7 protein-coding genes are annotated in these 12,681 nt (G+C 69.8%); 6 read left to right on the forward strand and 1 reads right to left on the reverse strand.

Annotation, left to right across the window (positions count from 1 at the left end; all coding sequences use genetic code 11):
* The first annotated feature begins 34 nt into the window (after positions 1-34).
* The 5 genes from AC3WQA_RS05860 to AC3WQA_RS05880 all read left to right on the forward strand — a co-directional run bounded on the left by AC3WQA_RS05860 (position 35) and on the right by AC3WQA_RS05880 (position 7,894).
* On the forward strand, positions 35-715 hold the full coding sequence (locus tag AC3WQA_RS05860) for a heavy metal response regulator transcription factor (protein ID WP_492674136.1): 681 nt from the start codon (positions 35-37) through the stop codon (positions 713-715).
* On the forward strand, positions 705-2,129 hold the full coding sequence (locus AC3WQA_RS05865; RefSeq protein WP_492674137.1) for a heavy metal sensor histidine kinase: 1,425 nt from the start codon (positions 705-707) through the stop codon (positions 2,127-2,129). The genes AC3WQA_RS05860 and AC3WQA_RS05865 overlap by 11 nt, the downstream gene beginning before the upstream one ends.
* Before the next feature lie 409 nt (positions 2,130-2,538).
* Positions 2,539-3,540, forward strand: a complete 1,002-nt coding sequence (locus AC3WQA_RS05870) for an efflux RND transporter periplasmic adaptor subunit (protein ID WP_492674138.1) — start codon at positions 2,539-2,541, stop codon at positions 3,538-3,540.
* Complete coding sequence (locus tag AC3WQA_RS05875; protein WP_492674139.1) at positions 3,540-6,566, forward strand: efflux RND transporter permease subunit; 3,027 nt, start codon at positions 3,540-3,542, stop codon at positions 6,564-6,566. The genes AC3WQA_RS05870 and AC3WQA_RS05875 overlap by 1 nt, the downstream gene beginning before the upstream one ends.
* On the forward strand, positions 6,563-7,894 hold the full coding sequence (locus AC3WQA_RS05880; protein WP_492674140.1) for a TolC family protein: 1,332 nt from the start codon (positions 6,563-6,565) through the stop codon (positions 7,892-7,894). Before AC3WQA_RS05875 ends, AC3WQA_RS05880 begins: the two co-directional genes overlap by 4 nt.
* Before the next feature lie 25 nt (positions 7,895-7,919).
* On the opposite strand, the gene AC3WQA_RS05885 is transcribed toward AC3WQA_RS05880, so the two are convergent.
* Positions 7,920-8,387, reverse strand: a complete 468-nt coding sequence (locus tag AC3WQA_RS05885) for a Dps family protein (RefSeq protein ID WP_492674141.1) — start codon at positions 8,385-8,387, stop codon at positions 7,920-7,922.
* Between the two features lie 133 nt (positions 8,388-8,520).
* Here AC3WQA_RS05885 and hrpA point away from each other — a divergent pair, with 133 nt between their 5' ends.
* Positions 8,521-12,678 carry an ATP-dependent RNA helicase HrpA gene (hrpA, locus tag AC3WQA_RS05890; RefSeq protein WP_492674142.1) on the forward strand — a complete coding sequence of 1,386 codons (4,158 nt, stop codon included), beginning with the start codon at positions 8,521-8,523 and terminating at the stop codon, positions 12,676-12,678.
* Positions 12,679-12,681 lie beyond the last annotated feature (3 nt).

The following is a 12,681-nucleotide window of genomic DNA, read 5'->3' on the forward strand; positions in this document are numbered from 1 at the left end:
CATGGATGGCACAGGAACCGGAGGGCACCCCTGCGTGCGGATTCTCATAGCCGAGGATGAAGCCAAGACGCGGCGCTACGTCGCGCAAGGGTTCCATGAGCTCGGGTTTGCCGTCGAAGCCGTCGAAGACGGGCAGGCCGCCCTGGGCCTGCTGCGCGAGCACGCGTTCGATGCCGCCGTGCTGGACATCATGCTGCCGGGGCTCGACGGTTGGACGCTCGTCAAGACGTTGCGCAAGGAGCACAACCGCACCCCCGTACTGTTCCTCACCGCGCGCGACCACGTCGAAGACCGCGTGCGCGGCTTCGAGCTGGGCGCGAACGACTACCTGGTGAAACCCTTCGCCTTTGCCGAACTGGTGGCGCGCGTGCGCAACATCGCCCGGCAGGCGGAGTCCGTGGCCGGCGACAACGGCCTGCGCGTCGGCGACCTCGTGTTCGACCTGCTGCGCCATCGCGTCGAACGCGCCGGCCAGCCGCTGCAACTGACGCCCAGGGAATACGCCCTGCTGCTCCTGCTGGCGCGCCATCGGGGGCGGGTGCTGTCGCGCACGCTGATCGCCGAAAGCGTGTGGGGCGTGTGCTTCGACACGCAGACCAACGTGGTGGACGTCGTGGTGCGCCGGCTGCGCGCCAAGGTCGACGCGCCCTTCCCTTCGCCCATGCTGCAGACCGTACGCGGCGTGGGCTATGTGCTCGACGCCCATGATGGCTAGCCGCGCGCCCTCGATCGGCGGGCGCCTCACCCTGCTCTACACCCTGGTGGTGCTGGCCGCGATGGCGCTGCTCGCCGGCATGGTCATGTGGCAGCTGTCGGCCACGTTCAATGCCGAGCACCAGCGCTTCCTGCGGGCGAAGACCGCGGAAATGCAGACCGACCTGGACGACGGCCACGGCCAGCCGGCCAGCCTGCTGCGCGAGATCGCCAAGGAAACCGACGCCAGCGACGTGCGCCAGTACCAGGCCCGGGTGCTCTCCGCCGCCGGCCGCGTCCTGGGCGAAACGCCCGGCATGCACGAGGTGCTGCCGCCCGCGAGGTTCGCCGCCACCGCGTCGGCGCCCGATGCCATCCGCCTGCTGAAGACCGGCCCGCATGTGTACGCGCTGGCGACGGCGACCCTGCACCCATCGAACGCGGCGGCGCTGCACGTGCAGATCGCCATGGACGTGACGCGCGACGCCGGCCTGCTGGCCAAACTGCGGCACGCCATCTGGCTGGCCTTCGCGCTGTTGACCCCGCTGCTGATGGTGGCCGGGTATTTCGTGGCCGAACACGCACTGGCGCCGCTCAAGCGCATCGCCAACGCCGCGCGCGAGGTGACCCCGAAGCACCTGTCGGCGCGCATCCCCACCGCCCCGCCCTGGCCGCGCGAACTGGACGAACTGGTCACCGTGTTCAACTCGATGCTGGGCCGCCTGGAAGAGGCCTTCGAGCGCCTGTCGCGCTTCTCCTCCGACCTCGCGCACGAGCTGCGCACGCCCCTGAGCAACATGCGCAGCTCGCTGGACGTATGCCTGCTGCGCGAGCGCACTGGCGACGAATACCGCGAAGCGCTGGAGTCGAACCTGGAGGAATGCCGCCGCCTGCACGCCTTGGTCGACAACCTGCTGTTCATGGCGCGCGCCGAACGCGCCGACGCCGCGCTCCACGTCGAAGCGTTCGATGGCGAAGAGGCTTGCCGATGGGTCATCGCCCAGCAGCTCCCCGGCGCCGGGTCGCGCGGGCTCGGCATCCAGTTGGAAGGCCACGCCCGGGTGCACGCCGACCCGGTGCTGTTCCGGCAGGCACTGGCCAACGCGCTGGCGAATGCCATCCAGCATTCCAGGGCAAGCGGGGACATCCGCGTCGAACTCCGCACGCTGGCGGACGGCGGCGCCGAGGTGCGCGTGGTGGACCGTGGCATCGGCATCGACGCGGCGCATCAGCCGCATGTGTTCGATCGCTTTTACCAGGTCAGCCCATCACGCAGGCACGCCGATGGCGAAGGCACCGGACTGGGGCTAGCCATCATCAAGACCATCGCCGAGGCGCACGGCGGCGACGTCGCGCTGGAAAGCCAGCCCGGCGTCGGCACCACGGTGACCCTGCGCTTTCCACCAGCACTGCAACCGCGTCACAGCGACGGATGACAAAACGGCACGGCTGCCGTTTTCTGACGAGCGAAGAAGCCCAGCCGACACCTCACCGTTCGCCCTGAGCGTAGGCCCGCGGGGCCAAAGTCGAAGGGCGGTCGCTTGCGGGTGCTTCGACTGCGCTTGCTATCGCAAGCTACGCTCAGCGCGAACGGTTTTTCGGCTGAGCCGCGTCGCTAATCAGACACCACTTTGCACACCCGAAAGGCGCCCGCAGGGTTGCGCGCAGGCATCGCAACGGCGCAATGACAAAACGGCAGGACTGCCGTTTTGCACGCCCGCGGGGTTGCGCACATGGATGTGCGCAATGACAGATTTGTCATGCGTTTGATCGCGGTTTGCCGGATGGCCTGCCTATCATCGATGCCTGTTGGCGCCTCGCACGAGGCATGACGGGCAGGCAGGCATGTTCTGGTGGCGCGCGGGTTTGCTGATGGTGCTGGCCGGGCCGGCGGTGGCCGGGCCGGTGACCTTGCCTGCGCGCGCCGTGAACTACCAGCTGGAAAACCGCGCCTGGGCTCGCGTGGAAAACATCGCACCGCTGGTGCTGCACGCGGCCACGGCGGCGCGCGTCGTCCACCTGCGCGTGGCACCCGGACAGGCGGTGGCGGCAGGGCAGGTGCTGGCCACGCTCGGCGGCCCGCAGCTCGATGGCGAACTCGCCGCGGCGCGCGCGCAGGCGCAGGCCGCGCAGCAGGCCGTGGTCGCGGCCAGGCACACCGCCGAATCCGTGCAGCGCACCTATCCGCTGACCAGCAACCGGCAAACGCTGGCGGCGGCGCAATCGGCGCTGGGCACCGCGCTGAGCCAGCAAGCCGCCGCACGCGCCAGCCTGGCCACGCTGGAAGCGCAGGCCACCTTGAGCAGCCCCACCGCAGCGACCGTCGGCAGCATCGAAGTCGCCGCCGGCACCGACGTGCAGGCGGGTGCACCGGTGCTGACCCTGCTGCCGCGCGGTCAGTGGTGGCTGCGCGCAGAATGGTTCTGCACCATGCGGCCAGCCGGGGCGGTTGGTCGCTTCACGCCATCCGACGGCGGGCAGCCCATAAAGGTCAGGCTGGTTGCCGAGCTGCCCGCGCGCGCCGCCAACGGCGCCCGCGTGCTGAACTTCGCTCCGGTCGATGCCACCGCCTGGCAAGCCGGCGAAACCGGCGAGGTGAGCTGGACCGGCCATGTGCAATCGGCCATCGCCGTGCCAGCGCAGTCGCTGATCCTCGATGCCGGCAAGTGGTACGTGCTCACCGACGTCGGCGGCAAGCTGGCGGCGCGAGGCGTCACGCCCGGCCCGGCGCAGGGCAACGACGTGGTGGTCACGGCAGGGCTCACACCCGGCGTGCCGGTGGTGGTGCGCGACGCCTACCTGCTCTACCACCGCGACTTCGCCGCGCAATACACCCCGCCCGACTGATGAAATGGCTCACTCTGCTACGACGTCCGCTGCCGTGGGTGATGGTCTTCGGCCTGCTGCTCGGCTACAGCGCCTATGCGCTGTGGCGCATCCCGGCCGAGGTGCTGCCGCGCTTTGATTTCCCGCAGGTCGGCGTGGTGGTGCACGCGCCGGGCTACGCCACGCTGGAGATGGAATCGCTGGTCGCGCGCCCGATCGAAGGCCAGCTGCTCGGGCTGCAGGGCGTCGACAACCTGCGCACCACCATCGCCCAGGGCAGCGCGCAGTTCACCGTGCGCTTCACCGAAGGCAGCGATCCGCAGCTGGATCTGCAGGCGGTCTACAGCGCGATCGACCGCGCCCGCGCCAGCCTGCCGCCGCAGGTCACGCCGTATGCCGAGATCATGGGCAACGCGATGAACGAGGTGCTGGACGCCGGGTTGCGCGTGCCGGCCGACGTGCCGCTGTGGCAGGCCGAAGACGCGATCCGCACCCACGTGCTGCCGGCGCTGCGTGCGGTGCCCGGCGTGCAGCGCGTGGAACTGTTCGGCGCGGGCCCGCCCACGATCTGGATTCAGCCCGATCCCGCCGCGTTGATCCAGCACCACGTCGGTGTGGACGCGCTGGCCGCGGCGGTCGGCCATGCGACCGTACTCGCGCCGGCCGGGCGCACCACGCTCGGGCACCAGGACGTGCTGCTGGAGGTGCGGCAGCTGCCGGTCGAGGTCGGCGACGTCCTGACCATTCCCGTGCCCGCGCCCGGCGGCGCGGTGCCGCTGGGCGCGCTCGCCCAGGTGGTCAACGGGCCGCCCGATGTGCATTACGGCGTGCAGGTCGACGGTCAATCGGGGCTCGGACTGATCGTGTTCAAGCAGGCGGGGGCGTCGACGATACCGGTCGACGCGGCCGTGATGCAGACCCTGGCGTCCTTGCAGGGGCAGCTGCCGCACGGTGTCGCCTGGGTGCCGATCTATCGCCAGTCGTATCTGGTGTCGCTGATCGGGCACGACCTGCTGCGCAACCTCCTGCTCGGTGGCGCGCTGGCGATCCTGGTGCTGATCTGGATCCTCGGCCGCCAGCACGGCGTGGGCGTGCTGGCCCTGAGCATTCCCGCCAGCCTGCTGCTCGCCATCGGCGGCCTGTATGCGCTGGGGCAAAGCCTCAACCTGCTGACGCTGGGCGCACTGACGCTGGCGGTGGGCCTGCTGGCGGATGACGGCATCATCGTGCTCGAAGCCATCCAGCACCGCTGGGAGAACGGCCGCGAGGGATGGGACGGCGTGCAAGCCGGCGTCGCGGACATCGCGGTCGCCGACACCACCGGCACGCTCACCACCGTGGCGGCCTATCTGCCCTTGCTGGCGGTGTCGGGGCTGGCGGGACTGTTCATGCGGCCGTTCGCGTTGGCGATGAGCCTGGCGCTGCTGGCCTCGCTGCTCGTGTCACTGACCCTGATTCCGGCGGCGCTGGGACATCGCGGCACGCGTGCGGGACGCGTGTTCCGCAGCGGCCGCCGCTGCATGGACGCCCTCGCGCGCCTCAACGGCAAGCTGCTGGAGCTGACCCTGCGCCGCCCCGGTGCCAGCCTCGCTGTCGCCGCCGTCGCCTTCGCGATCTCCGTCGGGGCACTGGCCATCGTGCCGGTGAACTTCCTGCCGCTACCCAACGAGGGCGTGCTGCTCGACAGCTTCACCTTCGCACCCGGCACCGCGCTGGACGATGCCATCGCGGTGTCGCGACGCATGAGCGATGCCTTGCAGGCGGATCCCGCCGTTGCGCACGTCTTCGTGCGCAACGGCTCGCCAGAGGAATCCGCGTACACCGAGCACAGCTTTGCCGGCGAGATGCAGATCGTGCTCAAGCCGGGGTTCGATGCCAACAGCCTCGACCGGATCGCCCGGCATCTGCACGACGTCGCCGAACAGCCAGGCGTGGTGCAGAGCATCGGCACGCCGACCATCGAGCGCGTGGGCGAAAGCCTGTCGGGCTTGCCGCAACCGTTCGAGGTGCTGCTCTACGGCGACCAGATCGACACCTTGCGCCGCCTGTCGGAAACCGTCGCCGCCAGGCTGCGCACGGTGCCGGCGCTCACCGACATCTTCAACAACGATGCCTACCCGGTGACCCAGCTGCAGATCGCGCCACGCATGGACGCGCTGCGCAGCGCCGGCCTGACGCCGGCCGCGCTCGGCGATCAGCTCGACCTGCTGCTGCATGGCCGCGTGCTGGCGACCCTGCCGTATGGCGCCAGTCAGCGCGAGCTCTTCATGCGCCAGGCCGACGCGCCGTATCTCGACCTTGCCGCGCTCGGGCGCGAGCCGATCTTCAGCGCGCAGGGCTGGATGCCGTTGGCGCACGTGGCGCAGTTGACGCTGCAGGCGCAGCCCAACCAGTTGGAACACCTCGATGGCGAACGCGCACTCAGCATCATGGCCACGCCCACCGGCCCGCTGGGCAGCACCATCGCCGCCGCCAAGGCCGCGTTGGCGTCGGTGCCGTGGCCGACCGGATACCGCGTGGCCTTCGGCGGCATGTATCCGGAGTTGATCCACACGGTCGAAGCACTGGGGCTGGCGGTGCTGCTGGCCTTGCTGCTCACCCTGGGCATCCTCGCCTTGCAGTTCGGCGGCTGGCGGCTGCCACTGATCCTGCTGCTGCAGGCGCCGCTCGCCTTCACCGGCGCGGCGCTGGCGCTGGCCATTTCCGGCGTGGGGCTCAACGCCACCGGCCTGATCGGCCTGCTCACCCTGGTCGGCGTCAGCCTCAATCACGGCATCGTGCTGCTCGCCTACGTGCGCTCCCACGAGCGGCAGGGCATGCCGCGCGAGGACGCCGTGCGCCGCGCCGTCCACGAGCGCCTGCGCCCCATCGTGCTGACCACGCTCACCGCGGTGCTGGGCATGCTGCCGACGGCGCTGGGTCTGGGCACCGGCGCCGCGCCGGAACAGGGCCTGGCCATCGTGGTGCTGGGCGGCGTGCTGTGGAGCGCGCTGCTTTCCACCAACCTGCTGCCGGCGCTTTATCTGCGCTGGGGAGCGCGGACGTGATGCGGCTCCTGGGACTCGCCCTGTGCGCGGCGTTGGCTGGCTGCGCGACCTACCAGCCGCTGCCGCTGGCGCAGGATGCCCGCCTGCCGGACCGCGTCGCGGACTTGAAGGTGGATGCGGCATCGATGCCGATTCCGGCGCTGCGCAAGCATGTCTTCGATCCGTCGCACGGCCTGGACATGACCGACGTGGCGATGCTCGCCGTCGCCAACAATCCCATGCTGAAGGTGGCCCGCGACCAGCGCGGCATCGCCCATGCGCAGGCGTTCGCCGCCGGGCTGTTGCCCGATCCGGTGCTGGATTTCTCGCGCGGCTACCCCACCAGCGGCCCTGCCGAGAGCACGGCGTACAGCGTCGGCCTGACCTACGGCCTCACGGCCCTGCTTGCCCACGCCCTGGACGTGCGTGCCGCCGATGCCACGGAAAAGCAGGTCGACCTGAATCTGCTTTGGCAGGAATGGCAGGTGATCGCCGCCGCCCGGCAGCTGTTCGTGCGCTGCGTCTATCAGGCCAGGATGCTGGACGTGTTGCGCGACGAAACCGGGCAGCGCGGGCGCTTCCACGCGCAACTGGCGCAGGCCCAGTCGCGCGGCGACGTGTCGCTGGCCGAGCTCGACCTCGATCAAGCCGCCTTGCAGGGCGTGCAGTCGCGCCGGGACGACATGACGCGGCAGCTGCTGGCAAGCCGGCAGGCGCTCGATGCGCTGCTTGGCCTGTCGCCGGAAGCGAAGCTGACGCTGCGGGAACCCATGGCGCCCTCAGCGCCCGGCGAAGCGGAGATCGACCACGACCTCGCCACGCTCGCGCAACGCCGCCCCGACCTGCTGGCACTGCAGGCCGGCTACGCGAGCGCGGATGCGCGCTACCGCCGCGCCATCTGGCAACAGTTCCCCTCGATCGACGTCGGCTTTTCCAGGAGCCGCGACACCGACGCCATCGGCTCGCGCAGCTTCCAGCTCTCGCTGACCCTGCCGGTCTTCAACCGCAACCGCGGCAACGTGGCCATCGCAAAGGCGACGCGTCAGGCGCTGCACGACGAGTACACGCTGCGCCTCGCCCAGGCCCGATCCGACATCACGCGCCTGCAGCAGGATCGCGCGATCCTGCTGCGACAGCGCGCCGACCTGGCCCGGAGCGTCGCCATGCAGGCCGACCTCACCGCCGGGTTGGAAAAAGCCGCAACGCCGGGCGATGTGTCCGGGGCGCAACGCCTCGAACTTCGCCTGCGATGGGACGAGCAGCGCCTGGAACTGCTGCACGCCGGACAGACGGTGCTCGAACAACAGCTGGCGCTCGAAACCTTGATCGCCGACATCGACGCGCCATGAAGGGCACCTTCGGGCGACCCTCTGACTACTGCAGCAGCGAGCGCAGCATCCACGCGGTCTTTTCGTGCGCCATCAGGCGGCCGGTGACCATGTCGGCGGTGCCGTCGTCGCCCGCCGCGTTGGCGGCCTTCAGGGTGTCGCGCGCGGTGGCGGCGCAGGCTTCGTGACCTTCCACCAGTTGCGCCACCATCGCCGCCCATGCCGGCACGCCGGTTTCCTCCTTGATCGAGCCGAGTTTGGCGAACTGGCTGTAGGAGCCGGGCGCGAACACGTCCAGCGTGCGGATGCGCTCGGCGATCTCGTCCGCCGCCAGCCACAGCTCGTTGTACTGCACCTCGAACATCGCATGCAGGGAGTTGAACTGCGGACCGGTGACGTTCCAGTGGAAGCTGTGGGTCTTGAGGTAAAGCGAGTACGTGTCGGCCAGCAAGCGGGACAGCTGCTTGGCGACCGCTACGCGACCCTGCTTGGCGATACCGATATTGAGCGACATGGGCGATTCCTCGTGGGGTGGGTGGAACGATCTTGCGGCATCGCGCGCCGCCGATGAAATGAATCCTTCCGATACCGGCCATAGCCCGAAACTATCGGGCCCGGTGTCATGCCCGGTTATCATGCGCAGCTCCATGAACGACGCCACCCATCCACCGACGCCCCAGGCCACGCTGCACGCGCTGCGCCGCGCGCTCGACGACACCGCAAGCCGCGACTTCGGCCGCCTGCTGGGGCGCTGGCGCGCGCTGTCGAAGCATGCCGACAACGGGAAACTGGCGGCATTGGCCGCCGACATCGAAAGCTCGGCCGCCAAACGCCGCGCACGCGCCGAAGCCAAGCCGGCGATCCGGCTGGACGAGTCGCTGCCGATCACCGCGCGCGGCGAGGAAATCGTCAGGCTGATCCGCGCGCACCAGATCGTGGTGATCGCCGGCGAAACCGGCTCGGGCAAGACCACGCAGATTCCCAAACTCTGCCTCGCCGCCGGCCGTGGCGAAGCGGGCATGATCGGCTGCACCCAACCGCGCCGGCTCGCCGCGCGTGCGGTGGCGCACCGCGTGGCCGAGGAGCTGGGCACGCGGATCGGCGACCAGGTGGGCTTCCAGGTGCGCTTCAACGACCAGGTGAGCGAGCGCACCCTGGTGAAGTTCATGACCGACGGCATCCTGCTCGCCGAGACGCAGGGCGACCCGTGGCTCGCCAACTACGACACGCTCATCATCGACGAGGCGCACGAGCGCAACCTCAACATCGATTTCCTGCTGGGTTACCTGAAGCGGCTCGCCGCCCGGCGCCCGCAGCTGAAGATCATCGTCACCTCGGCCACCATCGACACCGCGCGCTTCGCCGAGCACTTCGGCGGCGCGCCGGTGGTGTCGGTGGAAGGCCGTGCGTATCCGGTGGAGCTGCGCTGGCGGCCGGTCGACCTGCCTGCAGGAGCGCACCCGGTGCGTGATGGCGCTGGCACTTCGAGCGGGACAAAAAGCGATCGCGCGCAGAGTGCGCCCCCGCGGTCGAACATGCAGCAAGGCAGCGCCGAACACATTGCCGCCGTGCTGGATGAAATCGTCGCCGACCGCAGCCTCGGCGGCGGCCCCGGCGACGTGCTGGTGTTCCTGCCCGGCGAGCGCGAGATCCGCGACGCGCACCTCGTGTTGTCGCGTCGGCAGTATCGCGAGACGGAAATCCTGCCGCTGTACGCGCGGCTCTCCGCCGCCGACCAGGATCGCGTGTTCAAGCCCGGCCCGAAGCGCCGCGTGGTGCTGGCGACGAACGTGGCCGAAACCTCGCTCACCGTGCCGCGCATCCGCTACGTGGTCGACACCGGCAGCGCGCGGGTGAAGCGCTACAGCCAGCGCAGCCAGCTCGAACGCCTGCACGTGGAAAGCGTCTCGCAGGCCGCCGCCAACCAGCGCAAGGGCCGCTGCGGCCGCATCGGGCCCGGCATCTGCTACCGCCTGTACGACGAGGCGGACTTCGCCTCGCGCAGCGAATTCACCGACCCGGAACTGCTGCGCTCCTCGCTGGCCAACGTGATCCTGCGCATGCTGGCGCTGAAGCTGGGCGAGGTGGACGACTTCCCCTTCCTCGACGCGCCCGACCCGCGCGTGGTGGCCGACGGCTACCGCCGCCTCGCCGAGATCGGCGCCATCGACGCCGCGCGCACGCTCACCCGCATCGGCCACACGCTGGCCAAGCTGCCGATCGATGTGCAGCTGGCGCGCATGCTGGTGGAAGCCCATCAGCTCGATGGCCTGCGCGAACTGCTGACGATCGTGTCCTTCCTCAGCCTCCAGGACCCGCGCGAACGCCCCGCTGACGCACGCCAACAGGCCGATACCGCGCACGCAGCGTTCGCCGATCCGAAGTCCGACTTCGTCGGCGTGCTGAACCTGTGGCGCGCGTATCACACGGCGCACGAGGAACTGACCCAGTCGAAGCTGCGCGACTGGTGCTCGCGGCATTTCCTCAGCTTCCTGCGCATGCGCGAGTGGCGCGAACTGCACCGGCAGTTGCTGCTGGTGGTGCAGGAGCTTGGCTGGAAGCTCGATGCATCTACTCCCTCTCCCCCGGCTGCGCCGGGGGAGAGGGTTGGGGTGAGGGGGGCTTCTGCTTCGCGGCAGGCACACAAGGGCAAGAGCGCTTCACAAGAAAGACCCCGCAAGTCCCAACCCCTCACCTCAATCCTCTCCCCGAAGGGGAGAGGAAGCGAACGCGAAGAGCCCGTCACTGTTGAAAAAGAAGCTGCGCTTCTTTTTGAGAAGATCCACCGCAGCCTCCTGGCGGGCCTGCCCACGCAGGTCGGCCGCAAGGACGAGCGCGGCGTCTACCAGGGCACGCGCGAGCGCAAGTTCCAGGTGTTCCCCGGCTCGGCGCTGGCCAAGTCGCAGCCCAACTGGGTGTTCGCCGCGCAGATCCTCGACATCGGCGGCAAGGTGTGGGCGATGACGTGCGCGCGCATCGAGCCGTTGTGGATCGAGCAGCAGGCCGCGCATCTGCTGAAGTCGTCCTGCCGCGACGCGCACTGGTCGAAGAAGCGCGGCTGCGTGGTGGCCTACGAGCAGGTCAGCCTGTTCGGCCTGAACCTGGTTGAGCGCCGCGCGGTGACCTTCCAGCAGCAGGATCCGGCCCTCGCCCACGAGATCTTCCTGCGCGAGGCGCTGGCACGCGGCGACATCGAGGCGAAGGCCGACTTCGTGCGCGCGAACCAGCGCATCCTGCAGGAAGCCGTCGACATCGAGGCGAAACAGCGTCGCGAAGGGCTGATCCGCCACGAGGACGAACTGGTCGACTTCTTCCGCGGCAAGCTGCCGGAAGACATCGCATCCAGTCGCGCACTGGATGCGTGGTATCGCCGCGCGCGCCCGGCCGAACAGGCCGCGCTGCGCTGGTCGCTGGACGACGTGATGGCAGGCGGCGCCGGGCTCGATCCCAAGGCGTTTCCCGCAACACTGGAGCTCGCGCCAAAGGGCGGAGCCGCGCAGCGTTATCGCCTCGAATACCGCTTCGTGCCCGGCGACGAGGCCGACGGCGTCACCCTGCACCTGCCGCTGGCGATGCTCAACGCCCTGCCCACCGCGCGCTGCGAATGGCTGGTGCCGGGCCTGCTCGCGGAGAAGGCAGCCGAACTGATCCGCGGCCTGCCCAAGGCGCTGCGCCGCAACTTCGTGCCCGCGCCGGATTTCGCGCGTGCCTTCGTCGAAGCCGAGACGCCGCGCGATGAGCCGCTGGCGCAGGCGCTGGCCGCCTTCCTCAAGCGCGCCACCGGCGTGGCCTTCGAGGCGGCCGAATTCACCACCGTGGAACTCGCGCCGCACTTCCTGATGCGCTACCGCGTGCACGACGAAGACGGTCGCACCCTCGCCGCCGGTCGCGACCTCGCCGCGCTGCGCGCCGAATGGGAGAACCGCGCGCGCGCGGCGTTCTCGAAGAAAACCGACGTGGAACTCACCCGCGAGGACGTCGTCGCCTGGGACTTCGAGGAGATCCCGCGCGAAGTGCGCTCCAAGGGCAACCTCGTCGCCTTCCCCGCCTTGGTCGATCTCGGCGACGCCGTGGCGCTGCGCGTGTTCGAACGTCGCGATGAAGCCGCCGCCGCCCACGTCGCCGGCGTACTGCGCCTGCTGCGCAACGCGCTGGCCAGCGACCTGAAACAGGCGCGCCGCCGGCTGCCCATCGCCAACCCGCTGGCGCTGAAATACGCGCCGCTGGGCAGCATGGAGGCCTTGCGCGAGGATCTGGTCGAAGGCGGCCTCGCCGACCTCGTGGCGCGACTCGATCTCGACGCACGCAGCGCCGGCGCCTTCGCCGCGCTGCACACGCAAGCCGCGCGCGAGCTGTTCGGCTGCGCCATCGAGCGGCTGAAACTCGCCGAACCCATCATCGAGGCGCAGGCCGAACTGCGTCCCTGGCTGTCGCCGCCGCTCATGGGCTACGCCCGCGCCAGCTACGACGACCTGCGCGAACAATTCGACGCCCTGCTCGCCCCCGGCATCCTGCGCGAGTTGCCCGGCGCGCGGCTGGCGCACTACCCGCGCTACCTCAAGGCGATGCGCCTGCGCGGCGAGCGCCTGCACCAGGACCCGGCCAGGGATCAGCAGCGCATGCTGCAGGTGCTGCCCTACTGGCGCGAATTCCTGAAGCATCGCGCCGCCGGCAGCGAAGGCCTCGACGAGCTGCGCTGGCTGATCGAGGAATGGCGCGTCTCGCTGTTCGCGCAGGAGCTGAAAACCGCCGAGCCGGTGTCGGCCAAGCGCCTCGCCAAAGCGCTGGCCGCGTTATCGGCGTGACTG

Source organism: Rhodanobacter sp. FW106-PBR-R2A-2-24, assembly GCF_058789615.1.

Bases quoted from the DNA above. Each gene is read 5' to 3' on its own strand.
- AC3WQA_RS05865 (WP_492674137.1), top strand. From the start codon at position 705: ATGATGGCTAGCCGCGCGCCCTCGATCGGCGGGCGCCTCACCCTGCTC.
- AC3WQA_RS05870 (WP_492674138.1), top strand. From the start codon at position 2,539: ATGTTCTGGTGGCGCGCGGGTTTGCTGATGGTGCTGGCCGGGCCGGCG.
- AC3WQA_RS05875 (WP_492674139.1), top strand. From the start codon at position 3,540: ATGAAATGGCTCACTCTGCTACGACGTCCGCTGCCGTGGGTGATGGTC.
- AC3WQA_RS05885 (WP_492674141.1), bottom strand. From the start codon at position 8,387: ATGTCGCTCAATATCGGTATCGCCAAGCAGGGTCGCGTAGCGGTCGCC.
- hrpA (WP_492674142.1), top strand. From the start codon at position 8,521: ATGAACGACGCCACCCATCCACCGACGCCCCAGGCCACGCTGCACGCG.